The organism is Photobacterium sp. WH77 (assembly GCF_022014395.1).
GTDB classification, from domain to species: domain Bacteria; phylum Pseudomonadota; class Gammaproteobacteria; order Enterobacterales; family Vibrionaceae; genus Photobacterium; species Photobacterium arenosum.
Genome location: NZ_JAKLTE010000019.1, coordinates 43,339 through 61,914 on the forward strand (window position 1 = coordinate 43,339; position 18,576 = coordinate 61,914).

The 18,576-nt window shown below is 49.9% G+C and carries 15 protein-coding genes; 5 read left to right on the forward strand and 10 right to left on the reverse strand.

Annotated features, from left to right (window positions below):
- Positions 1-25 precede the first annotated feature (25 nt).
- Positions 26-1,279, reverse strand: a complete 1,254-nt coding sequence (locus tag L6J37_RS16865; RefSeq protein ID WP_237795999.1) for an imelysin family protein — start codon at positions 1,277-1,279, stop codon at positions 26-28.
- 557 nt (positions 1,280-1,836) lie between these two features.
- Here L6J37_RS16865 and L6J37_RS16870 point away from each other — a divergent pair.
- A complete protein-coding gene (locus L6J37_RS16870) occupies positions 1,837-2,337 on the forward strand; it encodes a MarR family winged helix-turn-helix transcriptional regulator (RefSeq protein ID WP_192017501.1) in 501 nt (166 codons plus the stop codon).
- A 134-nt stretch (positions 2,338-2,471) separates the two neighbouring features.
- Positions 2,472-3,332, forward strand: a complete 861-nt coding sequence (locus tag L6J37_RS16875) for a LysR family transcriptional regulator (protein WP_192017502.1) — start codon at positions 2,472-2,474, stop codon at positions 3,330-3,332.
- Here the strand turns inward: L6J37_RS16875 and L6J37_RS16880 are convergent.
- Positions 3,277-4,047, reverse strand: a complete 771-nt coding sequence (locus L6J37_RS16880) for a TSUP family transporter (RefSeq protein WP_192017503.1) — start codon at positions 4,045-4,047, stop codon at positions 3,277-3,279. The two genes, L6J37_RS16875 and L6J37_RS16880, sit on opposite strands and share 56 nt — an antisense overlap.
- Positions 4,048-4,291: 244 nt before the next feature.
- On the opposite strand from L6J37_RS16880, the gene L6J37_RS21375 reads away from it, so the two are divergent.
- Positions 4,292-4,414 carry a hypothetical protein gene (locus L6J37_RS21375; RefSeq protein WP_269093539.1) on the forward strand — a complete coding sequence of 41 codons (123 nt, stop codon included), beginning with the start codon at positions 4,292-4,294 and terminating at the stop codon, positions 4,412-4,414.
- A gap of 70 nt (positions 4,415-4,484) precedes the next feature.
- Here L6J37_RS21375 and L6J37_RS16885 read toward each other — a convergent pair whose 3' ends face one another.
- From L6J37_RS16885 to cmoM, 8 genes are all read right to left on the reverse strand, one after another.
- Positions 4,485-5,330 (reverse strand): PEP-CTERM sorting domain-containing protein, encoded by an 846-nt coding sequence (locus L6J37_RS16885; RefSeq protein ID WP_218383192.1) that lies wholly within the window; start codon positions 5,328-5,330, stop codon positions 4,485-4,487.
- Between the two features lie 134 nt (positions 5,331-5,464).
- Complete coding sequence (locus tag L6J37_RS16890) at positions 5,465-5,911, reverse strand: globin domain-containing protein (RefSeq protein ID WP_237796000.1); 447 nt, start codon at positions 5,909-5,911, stop codon at positions 5,465-5,467.
- Positions 5,912-6,087: 176 nt separating this feature from the next.
- Positions 6,088-6,912, reverse strand: a complete 825-nt coding sequence (locus L6J37_RS16895) for a tetratricopeptide repeat protein (protein WP_218383187.1) — start codon at positions 6,910-6,912, stop codon at positions 6,088-6,090.
- 315 nt (positions 6,913-7,227) lie between these two features.
- Positions 7,228-8,268, reverse strand: a complete 1,041-nt coding sequence (locus L6J37_RS16900) for a hypothetical protein (RefSeq protein ID WP_192017507.1) — start codon at positions 8,266-8,268, stop codon at positions 7,228-7,230.
- A 359-nt stretch (positions 8,269-8,627) separates the two neighbouring features.
- Complete coding sequence (mukB, locus tag L6J37_RS16905) at positions 8,628-13,088, reverse strand: chromosome partition protein MukB (RefSeq protein ID WP_237796001.1); 4,461 nt, start codon at positions 13,086-13,088, stop codon at positions 8,628-8,630.
- A complete protein-coding gene (gene mukE, locus L6J37_RS16910; protein ID WP_027253292.1) occupies positions 13,088-13,816 on the reverse strand; it encodes a chromosome partition protein MukE in 729 nt (242 codons plus the stop codon). Before mukE ends, mukB begins: the two co-directional genes overlap by 1 nt.
- Positions 13,797-15,125, reverse strand: coding sequence for a chromosome partition protein MukF (gene mukF, locus L6J37_RS16915; protein WP_192017510.1), 1,329 nt, complete (start codon positions 15,123-15,125; stop codon positions 13,797-13,799). The genes mukE and mukF overlap by 20 nt, the downstream gene beginning before the upstream one ends.
- A 50-nt stretch (positions 15,126-15,175) precedes the next feature.
- Entirely contained in the window at positions 15,176-15,970 is a 795-nt protein-coding gene (gene cmoM / locus L6J37_RS16920; RefSeq protein WP_192017511.1) for a tRNA uridine 5-oxyacetic acid(34) methyltransferase CmoM, read from the reverse strand.
- Between the two features lie 117 nt (positions 15,971-16,087).
- On the opposite strand from cmoM, the gene elyC reads away from it, so the two are divergent.
- Positions 16,088-16,900, forward strand: coding sequence for an envelope biogenesis factor ElyC (gene elyC, locus L6J37_RS16925; protein WP_192017512.1), 813 nt, complete (start codon positions 16,088-16,090; stop codon positions 16,898-16,900).
- A 237-nt stretch (positions 16,901-17,137) separates the two neighbouring features.
- The gene (locus tag L6J37_RS16930; protein WP_237796002.1) at positions 17,138-18,526 is read left to right on the forward strand and encodes an L-cystine transporter; all 1,389 of its coding nucleotides are present in this window, start codon (positions 17,138-17,140) and stop codon (positions 18,524-18,526) included.
- Positions 18,527-18,576: the final 50 nt, after the last annotated feature.

Consider the following 18,576-nt stretch of genomic DNA (forward strand, 5'->3'; position numbering starts at 1 on the left):
TTTTATTGATTCATGCCATCACAGTTTAAAACTGATGGTCAGCGGTATCCGGATTCAGGTTTGTGACACCCAGAATACTGGCCGCGCGCTCGATTTCCGCCGTTTGTTTCACCAGCGACATGATGGCGTCATTAACCAGCTTGTTACCCGCTTTATTACCCGCCGCAATCAACTGATCAAAATGCTGATTATTCTTTTCTGCCGACTCAACCAGGCTATAAACCTGCGAGCGAGCATTGTCGAACTCAGTATGAATCGCTTTGGCTGCTTGCTGATCTTTCTCAGCCACCAGATCGTGGATACTCGGCCCTGTCACTGTGCTGCCATCAACACGCTTGTAAGTACCGGTATAAACGTTATAAATACCCTGCTCATTGTAGAAGTGTGAGTTATGGGTGTTGTCTGAAAAACAGTCATGCTCATCTTCGGTCGAGTTGGCTTCCAGCGCCACTTTCATACGCTCACCGGCCAGTTCACCCAGCGACAGTGATCCCATCCCGAACAGCATTTTCCGCAAGCCGTTATCCGCTGAATCCGCCAGCAACTCGCTGCGGTAATTGCCTTTCTCGGTGACAGACCATTGCTTAGCCATCCAGTCCAGATCTGTCAGCAGCAGCTCAGATGTCGCTTTCAGGTAAGCACGGCGGCGATCACAATGGCCGTTAGTACAAGCTTCACCATTTGCAAAATCGGTATAGGCACGCTCACCGGCACCAGCAGAGGTACCATTCAAATCCTGGCCCCACAGCAAAAACTCAATAGCATGATAACCGGTTGCGACGTTAGCTTCTGAACCACCGACTTCATTCATATCCGCCAGTAACTCAGGAGTAATTTGCACCGCATTGATCGTCGCGTTACCCACCTGAATCGTTTCACTTGCAATGATATTAGCGGTGGCACCGTCATTACCAAGCTCATAGTGGTAACCCTGAGCAACATAATCGATCAGACCTTCATCCAAAGGCCAGGCATTCAACTGACCTTCCCAGTCGTCTACAACTGTGTTACCAAAACGAAACACTTCCGATTGCTGATAAGGGATACGAGCCAGCTTCCAGGCCTCTCTGGCTTCAGCCAGCGTCTTTTCAGAAGGAGCAGCAATCAAAGCATCAATGGCTTTGTCCAGATTTTGTGCCGTTGTCCGGGCATCACTGAAAACATTAAAAGCAATATCTGCGTAGTGGCTGACCACATCTTGCTTAGAAACAGCAGCATGCGCTGAAGCGGAGGCCACGACAGAAGCAGCCAGCAGAGAAAGGGTAAAAGTCTTCTTCATCTTGGGCGTATCGTCCTTGGTGAAATTAAAAATAATGAGGCTATATTGAGAATTATTATTATTCACGAAAACAACAATAACAAGTAACAAGTAGAAACAATTTGAAAAACAGTGACCAAAATCCGTACAAACAAAAAAATACGATACGCAGTGGTTAAGGTTTAGCCATTTTCATTAGTGTGCCTCAGAATAGTCCACCGCTCCTTATCGAGATTTCGGTGTGGGTCCGATAACTATTCCATTAATCTACAATAGAAATTATCAGCAGGAATCGACAGCTAATCTGTTTATCAGGAATTACCTGAGTTGTTCGTCGCTGCTTCCTGATGTCAGAAGCCGATAAATCGAGCAAATCATGGTTTTTACAGCATTTTTGATAGCTGGCTTATTAATTGGCGTGCTAGAATTTTGGCTTTACTGAAGGTCTGGCTGAAAAAGATAAACCATCACGTCAGCTAACTACTCAGACAACCTGAATCAATAAGTGCTTTTGCCGTTTCTATCACGCAACAATCCATCGCCTGATGTTCCGTGCGGCAACAAGGTGGGAGAGCAACATGGACAAACATGAAGAAGTCCTCATCGCCCTGCGACAAATAATCCGAGCGATCGACCTGCATTCAAGACAACTGAACAAATCAACCGGTCTGACCGGACCGCAATTGGTACTCATGAAAGCCATACGCGATTCAGGTGAAGTGACTATTCGCCAGCTTTCCAGCAACACCAATATGAGTCAGGCAACAGCAACAACGATTCTTGACCGATTGGAAAAACGTGGCCTTGTCATCAGAGAAAGAAGCAAGCTGGATAAACGAAAAGTACATGCGCATCTCACCGCGGAAGGCTTGGCTAATCTGGATAAAGCCCCGCTGCCTTTGCAGGAAAGTTTTGTTTCCCGTTTTCAGCAGTTAGACGAGTGGGAACAGTCGCTGCTGCTATCGTCGGTACAGCGCATTTCTTCCATGATGAATGCCGAACATCTGGATGTGGCACCTATGCTTGAAGTGGGCAGTATTACGCAGACGCATCCCGACGATACCTCAGGCCACCACTAAGCTTCCTTTCTGATAAACCGCCGGACAGTTTACTGGCGGTTTATCTGTTATTTTCCCGCTCGACCATCGCCTCCCCCCGCTGGCTTTGCTATCATCGATTCCAACTATTCATCAATAATGCACCAGGAGCTATTGTGCTGCTTGAAGGTGTGGAAACATTACTGGTACTTGCAAAAGAAGGCACCATGAGCCGTGCCGGCAGCCGTTTATACATCAGCCAGAGTGCTGTCAGTAAACGTATCGCCAGGCTTGAACAACGGTTAGGCAAAAAGCTGATTGTGCCTGATGGCCGGAATATCAAGTTAACCCCGGATGCGCAGGCATTAGTGGCGCAGGTCGGCCCCGGTTTCAATGAATTAAAAGGCCAGATCTTCGATCAACAGGCCATCCGGGATCATAGCCCGGTTATTCTGGCCTGTTCTGAAACCCTGGTCGCGGGTTATCTTGCCGCCTTAATGGGAAGCTTTCTGAAAGACGACCCTCATATAGTGCTCAATACCCACCATACTCCCGTTATTGTAGAGAGAGTACAGGCCGGTGATGCAACCGTCGGGTTTTGTGCCGGTCACCTGCCCGCCCATCACGGACTTCAGGCAAGGCATCTATTCGATGAGCCTTTTACTGTGGTGTTCAATCAGCCGCTGGATGAGGCACCAGAGTGCCTGCTGACCAATGATCTCAGCAATCCTGCCAATGCCTATCAGGCGGGATTATTGCAGCAGGCGGGGATCCGCCCTTTGATGGAAATGGACTCTTACACCGCAGCCGCCAAACTGGCATTGGGCGGAGCAGCCCCTGCACTGGTGCCGCTTTCTGTGGTGAAAACACTGGCAATCAAAGAACAGCATTGCCAGCATTTTGCGTTTCTTGATGGCTTTGCCCGGCCCATTTATCTTTGCTACCGACAACACAGCTACCGCTCAGAACGTGTTAAGCACCTTATTGAAACCATTGCGGATTTTGTTCCCACAGCAGCTTTACTGCCATCAGCATAGACATGATCACCACCATAGGACGAATTAACTTTCGTCCGTTACTGACCACAATTTTGGCACCGATCCTGGCACCGATGAATCCACCTACCGCCATCACCAGGCCAATCTCCCATACCGGCAGCCCTGCCATGATAAAGAACATCAGTGCGGCAATGTTGGAAGTGAAATTCAGCACTTTGGTACGGGCTGTCGCTTCCACTATGCCCAGACCGGCTAAAGTGACAAAGCAAATGGTAAACAATGAGCCGGTTCCCGGCCCGAAAAAACCATCATAAAAACCAATGCTGGTGCCGACAGTAAAGGCAAAAAGACCGTCAGAAATCTTAGCTTTACCGCCATGTACACTGGCCTGGGGCGCAAACAGAAAATACAGAGAAATAACAATCAGCAAAGCAGGAATCATAGTCGTCAGCAACCCTGCATCAATCACTTGCACCAATTCCGCACCCACGGCTGAACCGACAAAAGTACAGATTATTGCCAGCACCATTTGCCGGAGATCGACCAGGCCGTTACGCACAAAATAATAGGTAGCCGAAAAACTGCCAAAGGAGCTTTGCAGTTTATTGGTTGCCAGAGCCTGTGTTGGCGGCACGCCGGCTGCCAATAACGCAGGCACGGTCAGCAACCCGCCGCCACCCGCAATAGCATCAATAAAAGCAGCCAGACCGGCCACAAAGAATAAAATAGCGAGAATGTCTAAAGAGATGTCCATACTTCTTCCTGAAAACGATGGGGACCTGTACCCATAGGCCGGAAAAATTAGCATCACTCAGAACCCGTTAACAGCGAAAGCTGAGATATCAATTCATTCCCTAATGGAATCAATTAACCACTAAGACGACTTGAGTGCCTGTCCGTCTTTGGCGGCCGGTTTTGGGGCAGCCGGTTTTGGGCGACCGGTTTGGCCGTCCGGCGCTGGCGTAACAGATCTACACTTAACATGGAGGTAGAAGCGTATGTATATCGAGATTCAGCGCTCTGAGCTCAGTGCCGGTTTGTCACAAGCAGGAAACTTACAGGAATGGGTAGATGCTGCTATTCAGGCGCTGGAGGACTTACTGAAGTCCCCGCAAGATTAACTGAAAGGATCAGAATCATGAAAAAAGGGAGTGAACACTCCCTTTCCGGCTTATGGTTTTATGACATCGTTCATGATTGCGTAATGCGCCGTCTGCGTTGGCTTCTTAATAGCCCTAATAAGCCAAGGCCAAGTAATGCCAAGCTACCCGGCTCTGATACGGGCGTTGGCGGATCGCCACCATCCGGATCAAATGCCACCTGGTCATGTGCCCACTCTTCAAAGCCTGAATCAAACTCAGAGAAGCTGGAGTAGAGAACGAAATTGTTCTGACCGGCGGGAATATTGGCAAAGTAATTCTCATTGATTAAGAACACTAAATCCGTCGCACCGCTACCTGGGCCGTTGTTATTCTTGCTGGTATCCAAACGCACAGAGTTATCCTGAAAAGCACCATTGTCATCCCAGTCCAGACTCCAGAGCAAAGTACTATTCTGCAAGTTCGCAATATCATCCACATTCTGGCTGGCAACACTTGTTGAGAACAGCATCAGGTTAGTGAGCACGATTTCATTATTATTACCGGTTTCATTAGCATCGAGAATAAAGGCATAGAAACCATCCAGTGACTGCAATTCAGAGAAGGTGACATCACGGGTAAAATTACCCGACGGGTGCTGATCCATCATATAAGGATCAGTGGTGCTGGTATTAAAACCTTCCTGGATACCGTTTCCATCCCCATTGCTGTTCCCATTCCCGTTACCGTTTCCGCTTTCCTGAACACGAAGAAATGATCCCAGATTACCCGACCCGGCCCCGGTTTGCTGATAAACAGCCACATAGCTGTCACCTTGGTTGCCCATCGTCAATACTGCCTGATCCACACCCGGTGCCGCTAAATTGATTTCAGCAGCATTGACTGAAGTGCCAAAACAGCACAATGCCGTCAATGTTAACCCATTCAATAACTTCATGCCTTGCTCTCCAATCTACAACATGAGTAACTAGGCTATGCAAGCAGCAAGCCACCTTATAATGCTTTGTTTTTATTTACAAAAATAAGGTGAACAAAGAGAGGGTGTAAAAGAAATCGACAGCCAGCCCTTTGCTATTCAGAGGCCTTTCGCGTCATTTCAGCCGACAAGGTTAACTGCACCATAACATACCGCTTAAACACTTCACTCAGGGGCTGAGTATCCAGTGCCTGTTGCATACAGCGAAGCCATGCTGCTTTCTCGGCGCTGTTCAGGCGAACCCGCCGCTGATTGGTATTCAGGTAACGCCGACCATTCGATTTAGTGTACAGCGGCACTTCACCCCGTATCCAAGTCAGCAGAAAAGTCGCCAGCGTTTCACGAAAATCAGTGAGATCGTCCGGATACTTGGCGCGAATTACAGCCAGTTCGGGTTGCGTTTCCATACACTGACAAAATGCATCGGCCAGTTTACGAATACCCGCGTCGCCACCTGCAGCATTCAACCGGTTGTTTCCAGATGAGAAATCAAGAATGTCACCGTTTACAATATCGGATATATCACGTTCGGGAGGTATCACAACAGCGCCCATTACAAAAAACACAGCTATGTATTAATTATCGGCAAAATACTGCCAGTTGAGGTAAAAATCTGTATTCGAAATGGGACAAAAGAAAGCCTTCACAACACTGTGAAGGCTTTAATGCATAACAGGAGAAGAAATAACCGTTCAGGTGTTGTTATGCGAAATGGGTATTACAATGAAGCGCTGTAAATCGTCTGGTTTTGCTGATATAGCCTTAAGCGCTGAGTAAACTTCGCAATGCGTTGCGCTTCTGCGTCCTGCTCCAATTTATCAAGGGCGATTTCCTGCGCTCTGACAGCCTGATTAAATTGACCGCAGGCTGCATAAGCGGCAGCGAGATTGTCATAATCACCCGCATCTGCCTCTGATTTTTTGACTAACTGTTTAGCCAGCTTCAGCGCTAAGTGGCCGTCGCGTGCTTTTTCATCTGAGCAGGTTGCGTATAACCAGACCAGATTACGCTTTGAATCCAGTGAGCCGCCATTCGACGCCTGAGTAAACCAGTGAATAGCTTTACCGCAGTTCACCTCGCCTGCAGCGCCGGAAGCATAATAATTGCCCAGCTCGACCATGGCAGGGATATCACCTTCATTGGCCGCCTTGCTGTACCAGTTGATTGCCAGCTCATTATTCTGCGGCAGCAACTGGCCTTTTTTGAACAGATCGCCGATCATCGTTTTCACTTCAGGCATATCTACCGCGGCTTTTTCCAGCCAGTAAAGCCCTTTCAGTGGATCGGCCTCAATGCCGCTATTCCCTTCCAGATATGCCCGGCCCAGAAAAAGCTGCATATTCTTATCACCCGCTTCCGCTTCTAGCTCCACGTATTTAAGTGTGGATTTCAGGTGATTAGTCGGTTTTGTGGTCACAGATGCCTGAACCGGATGTATACCATACGCCATCACAGCAACACCAAATACTGAACTGAGTGCAATTTGTTTTAGTAGTGTGAGTCCATTCAACGCCGGTGAAAGCAATTTGCCACTGAAAGTCATAGTTGTTTCTCTTTGGTTCCTGTACACGCAATGGAAAGAACTTTAATGAATGGAAGGTCAAAAAACAACCAGACCTATCTGGGCAATCGCGACTAAAAACATCGACATTGTTTATAAACAGGACGGGAATCAAAGAGTTGTTCTGAACGTACTAAGATTATTTTTGCGCAAAAATGAGATATTGATCTTGTGTAAAAAGCTAAAATTACGTATTTTCAGCATTATCGACTAGCTGTTCAGCAGAAATTCAAGCTTGTGGCAAAAAGAAACCGGTCGAACAAAGTCGACCGGTTGTGTTTACATCAACCCGATAACTCAGTAGATGTCATAGTTACCGTCTGCGTTATCTGTCACTTCAACATCGTAGTTGCCGTAACCGGAGAATTCGGGAATAGCATCATCGACATCACACATGATTTCGAAGTCATAGTATCCTTTCGGAATACTTGCCATACCGTAAGAATAGCCCCCGTTATCATCCTCACTTGCAGTGGTCACATAATCAGGATCACCTGAGCTTGGGCCATCGGAGTGAGATTTAAACAGATAAATCAGTTTCAGGCTGTCCTGCACGCAAGCCGAGTCCAGAATATCACCCACGACATCGATAGCATCCAGTTTATTCACCAGCCACATCCCTTTACCTGACAGCCCGTAAGCACCGTTATCCTGTATGTTAAAGGCACTATAAGGGTCAATCATCATGGAATAGGTTTGTGGGTAACCATACTTATCTTTCAGGTTAAAGCCCGCAAATTCCAGCTTACCGCCCAGATCAATTTTCTTGTAGTCACCATCATATTCCTGAACATAGGAATAAGGGCTACCGGTATTGATATCAATATCGCCATCAAGATCAACATCATAACCACCACCGTAACTACCCTGGTCGTTGATATTCAGAGTCACACTGACATAATCATCAACCGGCAGACCCACGCCTTTGAGCAGATAAGCCAAATCATTGCTCATATGCAGTAAATCAATCAGCACCATGCCTTCTGGCAGCGCATCATTGATAATTTCTGATGGTGGCACACAATCTGGATCCGACTTCAGCGCCTGTTCAATCACTTCATTGGTGTATTCAATAATATTACCGGCACTGCCTTTGATTTCCAGGCCCGTAATGGCCAGACACACTTTACGTGGACCATCATAACCGTCTCCAGGACTACCAGGGCCACCGGGATCACCAGGATCCGTACCCGGGTTTTCAGGTACTTCAATTGTGACGGGTACTTCCTGCTGACCATCTGAATCTAATGGTGTATTCGCAGCATTATCCGCACTGTCTGAATCACTACAACCCGCCACTGCCATCATGGCGAGCATTAATAGAATTATACTTTTCATGTCATCACCCCTACGACAAAACTTATTCATTCGTTATTCACTATTCACTCAACCCGACCGCCACGCCTGAAACATGCATTGAGTGGTTAGTCAGATGGCCGACTCCAACACTAAAATTCTAGGCACTCTATCGAGCCCCAAAGCGCTATCGACTGTGACACTAACGATTGAGAAACAGGTCTTAGGAACAAGACAAAACTGACCGCATGATGATGCAAAACAGGATAAAAAGAGGCGAAGTGATCGCTCAGACAACGCTTGATACAAAAGCCCTCAAGTCAGAGGGCTGGAGAGAACAGGAAAAAGATAGGACAAAAAAACCAGCATGATTCCACGCTGGTTTTCGTTTTTCGTCAGATTTAGGCCGGGTCTAACTCGAGTTGCCTGCCCGGTTCCGGCTCACCTTTCGGTTCCTGACCAAAACCACGCAAGCCCACCACATGGACGTGTTCCCGATCTTTAAAGATCTTGCGCACAAGCTTGTAGGTGGTGCCCTTCTCCGGGCTGATATTCTCTGGCGCAGCAATCAACAGCTGCATGTCCAGACGATCACACAGCTCGAACAGAGTTGCGATAGACTTGGCATCCAGTCGCGCTGCCTCATCCAGGAACAGCAGACGACATGGAATAATATCTTTACCGCGCAGACGACGGGCTTCTTCTTCCCAGCTCTGCACAACCATCAGCAAGATAGCCTGACCTGTACCAATGGCCTCACCGGTTGACAAAGCGCCCGATTCGGCCTGCAACCAGCCATCTGTACCACGGTTCACTTCAATGCTGAGCTCCAGATAGTTCCGGTAGTCCAGCAACTCTTCACCCAGAGTTTGTGGTGAACGCTGACCCATATCAATATGCGGATTCAGTCGCTGGAACAGCTTGGCAATGGCTTCAGAGAAAGTCAGACGGTTATTGCCGAACAAATCCTGATGCTGATCCTGCTGATCAGCCAGACCCGTCAGCAGAGATTCATGGGTTTCACGCACGTTCACATTCAGACGCACCCCTTTCACCTGACCAAAACTGATGTTCTGCAGGCCCTGGTTCAGCATCTTGATACGGTTTTGCTCGCGCATAATGGTCTTGCGGATGATATTCGCCACACTGTCTGAGCTGATAGCCAGACGCTTTTCACGTGCTGTCAGCTCTTCTGTCAGACGGGCCAGCTCAACTTCCATCTCTTCGATGGCCTCAACCGGATCGTCGGTACGGATAATATCGTGGCGGATACACTCACGCAGATGCTGGTACACAGCAATGTAGAACAATACTTTTCGCTCCGGACGTGATACGTCTTCAGAAGCACGCAGTGCATCACGCAGCGTTTCATTATCGGCCACGGCCAGACGCAGTGCGCCCAGGGCTTTATCTGACAATGAGCGCAGTTCGTCGGCCGTCATGTAGGCCATTTCGCGGCGATGCAGACGGCGTTCAACATCACTTTCTCGAGCCAGTCGCAGCACGGCACACCAGCCCGCTTTGGTGTTCACCACCAGGGTGCGTAAGTCGATATAATCTTTTTCTACCTTGCGCAGACGCTTCACCAGATTACGCATTTCCATATCCAGTGACGTGGTGGCTTTTTCCAGCTCGCTGCGACGGTTACGGGAACTGTGCAGACGCTCATGCAACTCATCACGACGCAGGCGTGCACGTTCTTCCGCTTCTAGATCAGCGCGGACACCCAGTTCCTGCAGCTCGCGTTCAAATTCCTGTACGGTTTCCTGCTTGGCCTGGTGTGAACTTTTCAGCGACGCCAGCAACTGGTTGTACTGGTTGCTCCGAGTCTGCGCCTGTTTCAGGCTCTCACGGTGGCGGGCACGTTCGCGTTCCGCCGTTTCCAGTTTGGTTTTCAGCTGCTCGTTGAGCTCAGAGCTCTTGCTCAGCAGCTCAACCGCATCGGCATAGCCAAAGTGGTGGCGACGTTCAACCAAATCAGCCAGTGCAAAAATCTGGCTTTTCAGGGTCTGAAGGGCCTGATCCGCATCCTGATACTCGGCCTGCATGGCATCAAACCGCTCAGGGTCGGTATCCAGTGCCGACACCAGACCTTCCAGCTCTTCCAGTGCTTTGCCGTGACGTTCAAGGTAATGACGTGCTTCGTCAATCTGGGAAAGCTGCTGCTCCACCTCTTCAAGGCGGGCGGCGATCGTCTCATCTTCTAACAAGGCCACGACCGGCTGCAGTTTGGATAACAGCGATAAACCTTCACGTGCAGCGGTGAGCTGGCTGCGCTGCTGCTGCTCGGTAGCTTCGGTGTCATTCAACTGACGCTGAATCTGATTACGTTTTTCACGCGCGATACGAATTGCTTCTTCCGGATCGGCATCGAAAGCGACCGCCAGATGGCTGGCGACGAAGGCATTGAAGCTCTGGTACAAACGCTGAAGTTTCTGCGCATCAAAAGATGCCTTGGCGTGATCCTCAACAATCTGATCACGCTCTTCGCGCAGAATCGCCAGACGCTGCTCGCGGGCGGCCCGGCCAAACAGTGGCACTTTCGGGAATCGGGAATAACGCAACTGCTGCTGATTGAGCTGAACGCACACTGCGCCTTCCAGTTCGTCAACAACAAAGCTGCTGTCGTCAAACGAGTCCGCTTCGCCTTCGATGATATACAGATCGTCCGGGCAGTCATCCAGCCCTGAGAGTTTCTCGCGGACTGACTGAAGATCCTGTACCACGATGGCATGGCGTGCAGGACCGTACATGGCACTGAAGTACGGCGCATCATCAATCGTGATGTCGTCATAAATCTCAGACAGTAAGGTACCGCCCAGCACATCGGCAATCACACGCAAACGGGAATCATCGCTGCCGCCCGGTAAGGCCAGACGTTCGATTTCATGTTCTACATTTTGCTTGCGCACTGCCAGCTTGTCTCTGGCATGAATGGCGTCACGCTCAGACTCCAGCGTCTGATGCATGGCCGTCATCACCGCCTGGCTGTCATAAAGATCCTGGCCAGATTGTTCTGCCAGTTTTTCCAGCGCATCACTGGCAGCAATCCAGGTCGGCGCTTTGCCTTCCTGCAGGCTGATGTCTTTCGACAACTGCAGTTCCTGGCGGCGCAGCTCACTGCGTTTTTCCACCAGATCAGACTGGTTCTGCTCCAGACTCTCTAAGGTTGCTTCGTGACGGGCCTGCTCTTCAGCCAGCGCCAGTTCGCCATCAACCTCAACGGCAAAACGTTTCGCGTAGGTATCTGCCAGTTCCTGGGCCTGACGCTGATGACGCATGCTGCGCTCCAGATCGCGATACTGAGCACTCAGCTGTTCACTGCGCTGAGCAATCATCCGCAATTCACGGCCTGTCGCCAGTAATTCACGGGCTTTTTCACCTGCCGATGCACGATCAACAGCACCGGCAATGGTCACCACCAGCTGCAGACCACGCTCAAATTGCTGCGCCGCGGCTGCAGACATATCCAGCTTATGTTTGAGTGCCAGCAATGCCGTGGTTTTACTGTCTTGCTGCTGTTTCAGGCTGGACAGCCGTTCAGCGGCATTCTCCTGATCCAGCGTGTCATCTGCCGAAATCTGACGGGCCTTTTCCAGCGCCTGAACGGCTTGCTGGTACTGTAAGGCGCGGGTTTGCTGTGCATCCAATGCCTGCTGATAATCAGCCAGCTGAGATTTCAGGCTGTCGACCTCGTCTTCACTGAGCATGGCCTGTTCTTCCGCCAGTGCCAGTTGCTCAGCCGCTTCTTCGACAATCATGACCTGCTCTTCCAGACGCTCAGTCAGCTCAAGAAGATCATCACGGTAACGCTCTATTTTTTCCTGCTGGCGAACGGCCGTCTGAACCAGTTGTAAGTGATCCGATGCCGCCTGATGATCCTGCTCCAGCGCACTCTCGTTGTCTTTCAGCTCGTCGAGCTCTTGCGACATGTTGCCGAACACCTGCTGTTGATCAATCAGCGTCTGGCGTGAGCCCAGTAATTCGCGACGCAGACCAAGTGTCTGTTCCAGCTTGATACGACGCTCGTTGGCATGACGCATGTAGTCGGCAGCCACATAATTGGTCGCTTCAGTGATCAGGTGTTTAAACAGATCACGATCGCTCTGGGTCACTTTGATCGCTTCGAGCGTCATGCGGTTTTCACGCAGCGCCGCTTCCATATCCTGGAAGGCTTTCTTCACGCCAGAGTTATGCGGCAACAGGTAATCACGCAGCGAGCGTGTAATAGCACTGGAAATACCGCCATACAGCGACGCTTCGATTAAACGGTAGAACTTAGACCTGTCGGTACTGTTACGCAGCTTCTTCGGCAAAACACCGAATTCAAACATCTGCGTGTGGTAGTCCGTAACAGAAGAGAAAGTTTTAAACTGTACACCTTCGTACTGAGACACAGCGTCTTTCACTTCATTGATCTGACGCACTCGTGCCTGGTTCTCAGACAGGGTTTCCACCAGAATATCCGTCGGTTTCACCGCTGACGGTAAGCCTTGGATCAGGAAAGGTTTGATGTCGACTTTCTTGTCCCGGCCGGCAACCTGCTGCAGTTTCACCGCAAAAATAATGCGCTGGTTCTTGGAGTTGACGATATCGAGCGCAGAATAACAGGCGCCTGGCTTGAGCTTGCCGTGTAACCCCTTATCACGGGACGCATTGGAACTTCCCGCTTCTGTGGTATTACGAAAGTGCAGCAGGCTCTGATCAGGGATCAAAGATGTGATAAACGCAGCCATGGTGGTGGATTTACCCGCACCATTACCGCCGGAAAGTGTGGTGACCAGTTGGTCAATATCAAATGTCCGGGCAAAGAAGCCGTTCCAGTTAACCATGGTCAGAGATTGGTACTTACCGCGCTCCATCAGGCGTGTTCCTCTTGCTCGGTTTCTTCATCACTTGCAGTGTCGTTCGGTTGCTCTGCCTCAATCAAACTGGATTGAGTCGGCAATTGCTGATGCACTATGGCTTCGCCGTCACGGATCAGGCGAAGCTGAGCTTCCCGGATATCATCACTGTTACGCACATCTGCACCAAAGCGGAATACCGCTTCACTGATGCGGAATTTACCGCTGTCGCCCAGCATGATCACCATGCCCAGACGGCGCATACGGCGCAGGGAAGTTTTCACTTTATCGAACAGTTTTTCACGATCCAGATCAGAGCCTGACGCCCGGTTGGTCACCAGCTTCATGAGTTTCTTTTCGTCGGCCAGCGACAAAAGCTCATCAAACAGTTCCTGATTGGTAAATATCCCCTCATGGGCCAGACGTTCAGGGCTCAGGTACAGGAAGCACAGTACTTTTCCTACCAGCATATCCAGCTCAGACAGCACAGAGCGGCCAATCAGCGAGGTGGAGCGGGGACGCAGATAGAAGAAGCCTTCAGGGGCTCTGACCAGTTCAGCGTTATAGCGCTTATAAAACAGCATCAGGTCCTGCTCAAACTCCAGCAAAAAAGCATGATTATCCAAATCTTCGCTGGAAACATGGCGGCCCGAACGCAATGCATTATCCAATGCCGGGAACAAGGGGTTGGCAATGGCTTTGGCCAGATTCTCTGGCATAAATTCTTCAATATTTGTCAATGACATTGGCTTGTACCTTGGCTCCGTAGTCGTTGATCAGTTCCCAATCAGGCTGAATCGCACTGAAATCCGACTCGGAATAACCGAGCCTCACGGCCTGATCGACAATAATACGAGCTAAATCAAAATGTTGTGCATGGGAATGCTGGCTCAGATATTCCCGGATCAAGGCGCCCAGATTAATGGCGGCGCCCTGAGATTTATGAATATCCAGCATTTCAGCAATTCTTTCACTGAGCTGATCATTGACCTGGCTCAGTTCTTCAAATTCAACCGTTTCCGGCACTATGCCTGTTACTTCATCGTCACGCAGGACCAGTTCTTCATCACGCATGTCCAGCAGGCGATCAGCATCGGCGTAAGTGAGCTGCCATGGTGCGTCGAAAAACTCGGCGACCGACTGGCGCAAACGCTGGCTGAAGGCACGGTTTTTGTCCATATCAATGGCGGTACGGATAAACTTATGCACATGGCGGTCGTAGCCGATCCACAAGTCTATTGCCTGCTGACCCCAGTTAATGATCCGGTCCAGTTTTGCCTGCAGCGAGTACACCATGCCTTCGACATATTCCAGATCCAGATCCGAGGTTATGCTTACTGCATCCTGAATGGCAAGCAGCTGGGTTTGCAGCTGATCACCGGCTGCTTGCAGAGTATCCTGAAGCTCGCGCAGCGTACTGGAGGTTTCATTAAGCAGGCTTTCACAGTTGGTAATGGCCGCACGCCAGTCCTGATTCAGCAGTTCAGCAATGTCTTCTTTCACCTGCTGCTGCTGCTCATCCATGGTGCGCTGGTTCAGATCGATACGATCAAAAATCTCGGCCACTGAATATTTCAGTACCGCATAGACGTTGATCTTCCAGTGCTGTTCATTGCCGCCTTCATGGGCAGCGACCGCTGCTTTGGTCAGCTCATCGGCCACCATAGCCAACTGAATCGACAGCTTCATCGATGAGAACTCGCGATGACGGGCGTAGTAATCGGCAATACCCAGTGCCAACGGACTGAGCCGGTAAATACTGGCACCTTCTGTCATTTCACTGGTAAAACGGGAAATCAGACGCTGGCGCACCAGTTCGTTGATTGCGTTATTGGCGCGGAAAACCAGGGTGTCTTTCGACTGGTCAAACATATCGCTCACGATTTTGAACGCATCGACCAGTTCACCTTCCCCCAGTTCCTCATCCAGACGCTCGCCGCTTAACACGGCAATCGCCAATAAAAATGCCAGTCTTTCCGTTGGCAGGTTAAGGGCGAATTCATGTTGTTTCACCCAGGTCACCAGCTCAGGAACAGTCTGGGATTGGTCACTCATCCGTTGTCCTTATTTGTTAGATTTATTACTTGCAACCGGCTTTATGTTTCTTACTGCAACGGTTTCTGAGCGTATACATGGATATACCGCCCTAAAGATAAATACGGTTCCTGACGGCAGAGACGCTGCTCCATCGCCAGTAATTGTTCAAGACTGTAGTCACCCACCCTGTCGGTACGCATGTAATCATGAAAAGTCCGTACACCGGTTTTACCCAAAATGGTAAAACCGCCTTCCGTGAGCCATGCATACACCTCTTCCGGTGTCTGTGCCGACTGGGGCTGAAGCTTGAATCGTTTGCGGTGTGGCATCCCTTGTTCTACGTGGGTTAGATTACCGCAAATAAGGTTCTTAAACAGCAAGCCATTATGGTTATAAAACATGACGGACACTATCCCGCCAGGTTTCAGCTGCTTCATCAGGTGTTCGAGTGCGGCACGCGGATCGCTCAGCCATTCCATTACCGCATGGAACAAAATCAAATCGACCGGCTCATCCAGGTATTGATCAACCTGCTGCACCGGACAATGTATGAGTCGATATTGCTCAAGCAGGCCATTTTTGGCAATTTCCACACCTGCCAGTTTCAGCATTTCTCCAGAAAGATCACATAAAGTGATGGTATGACCACGTTTCGCAATCAATTGCGATAACTGTCCCATTCCGCCGCCAGCATCCAGCACATGCAATAATGCGCCCGGCTCTGCTGATGTCGCGTCAAGGGTATGTAAAATCTGCTCCAAATCTTGCCATACGACAGTCTGACGGATCAGCCCTTTTGCTGTACCGTAGATGTTTTCTGAGAACTTTTGGGCTAAATCATCAAAATTTCGATCTCTGATCACGTCAGTTTTCGTTATGATAGTGGCCTAGTCAGATGCTTATTGTGTCACAAGCTTTAGAGTAATAAAGACTTGGAGCGCGTATTCAAGCTCAATTGCTGAAATTTCGGACGACCTGATATGTTTGAACTGAAAAAAATCTTGTCAGCTTTTTTGATGCCCCTTCCTTTGCTGCTGATCGTGGGCATCACAGGGTTGATGATACTCTGGTTTACCCGTCGCCATAAATTGGCCGGGTACATGCTGGCCGTCTCCTTATTGGGTATTTTCCTGGTTGCCTTTCAGCCTGTCTCCAGTAGCCTGCTGACCCCGTTAGAACGTCAGTATAAAGGCTATATTCCTTCCGGACAGCCGGTGGATTACATTATGGTGCTAGGTAACAGCCATGTAGTCGACAAAGATCTGCCTATCACCTCTGAGCTGTCACGCGCCTCGCTGATGCGCCTTGCTGAAGCCATACGTATCCATAATCTGTCACCCGGTTCCAAAATCATCCTGTCAGGCTATGACGGAGGCACTGAAATCAGTCAGGCCAGAATGATGGCAAAAGTGGCCATCGCATTAGGGGTGAATAAACTGGATATACTTTTGCTGGAAACCGCAAAAGATACCTGGGAAGAAGCCTTTCAGGCCGCTTCTGTGGTCGGCAAGCGCAACTTGGTTCTTGTGACTTCAGCCAGCCATATGCCGCGTGCCATCACCGAATTCAGTCAGGCTGGCCTGAGCCCGATTCCTGCCCCGACAAATTATCTCGCCAGTGATGAAATCCACCAGCCCTGGCTGAAATACGCACCTAAAGCCCAGTATCTGGAACAAACAGAGCGATTCTGGCATGAAACGCTGGGGAAATGGTGGCAGAAATTGCGTGACATGGCCGACAGCGCCGCGCCCGTCAATGTCGTGCAGCCTGTCGCCAACAACACCGCCGCCTGAAACGATTCAATACAACAGCCAGCTCATTGCTGGCTGTCACTGCACAATTATTCCCCTCCAATAGGTTACAGCTTAACCAATATTCCATTTGGTTTTAACATGTTCGATTTTTGAATAGTTAAAGTAATTAGGAAACATTCCTTAAACTCCGCTTAATCCCTATGATGCTGAAAACATTTTTTGACAGCTCTGCGCAACATGTTATGCAGGCTGGATACCTTATGAATAGAGAGAAGTATGTTTCTAATCGTGAACCTGGCGGTATTTGCGCTGCTGATTGCCTTTCTGGTGAAACAACAAAACAGTGATCAAACCCTGTCCAAGCGTGTATTTACAGGTCTGGGACTGGGTGTCATTTTTGGTGCGGCGCTGCAGTTTTTTTACGGTGCCGGGCATGAAGCCATTGCAACCACGCTCAAGTATGTCGGTATTGTCGGTTCCGGCTATGTCAGCCTGTTAAAAATGATTGTGATGCCTTTGATCATGGTGTCGATTATCGCCGCTATCGTCAAAGTGAAGAATGCCGGTTCACTGGGCAAAATTTCAGGCCTGAGCATTGGTATCCTGCTGGCAACCACAGCCGTATCTGCACTGATAGGTATTCTGGTCAGCAACATGTTTGGTCTGAGCGCTGAAGGCATTGTTCAGGGCGCGCGTGAAATTGCCCGTGGTGAAGCACTGCAGACCCGTCTGGCCTCGGTAGAGACCCTGTCTCTGGCTGACATGATTATTTCTTTCTTCCCGGGTAATCCGTTTGCCGATTTGGCAGGCAGCCGTCCAACCTCAACCATTGCAGTGGTGATCTTCTCCGCGTTCATTGGTGTCGCCAGCCTGACCGTTATCCGCACTCAGCCAGAACTGGGCAAGAGCCTGGAAACCTTTGTCAATGTAGCACAGGAAGTGGTCCGAACTCTGGTGCGCATGGTGCTGGCTCTGACACCGTATGGCGTACTGGCACTGATGACCAAAGTCGTTGCCGGTTCAAACTACAGCGATATTCTGAATCTGCTCAACTTCGTGGTGGCTTCCTACGTCGGCCTGGGGCTGATTCTGGTAATGCACCTGATTCTGGTAGCTGGTGTCGGTGTGAACCCTGTGCGTTTCCTGAAAAAAATCCTGCCGGTGCTGACTTTCGCCTTCACCTCACGTTCCAGCGCAGGCACCCTGCCACTGAACATTGAGACTCAGGTGAAAAAACTGGGTAACGGTGAAGCCGTTTCTAACTTCTCTGCCTCTTTCGGTGCCACCATGGGCCAGAACGGCTGTGCCGGTCTGTACCCGGCCATGCTGGCGGTGATGATTGCCCCGACCCTTGGCATTGACCCGCTGGATCCGGGCTTCATTATGACCTTGATTGCAATCGTTACTATCAGCTCATTCGGTATTGCCGGCGTGGGTGGCGGGGCAACGTTTGCCGCCATTATCGTTCTGTCTGCGCTGGATATGCCTGTGGCACTGGCTGGGCTGCTGATTTCCATTGAGCCATTGATTGATATGGGCCGTACTGCGGTGAATGTCAGCGGTTCGATGACTGCCGGTACAGTGACATCCCGGGTATTGGGACAAGCAGACAACAGCATTTTCGACAGCGATGAAGAAATCAGTGGTGAGCGGGCTAACGCCTGATCCGCTAGCAATACGGATACACAAATAGCCCGGTCCTGACCGGGCTGTTT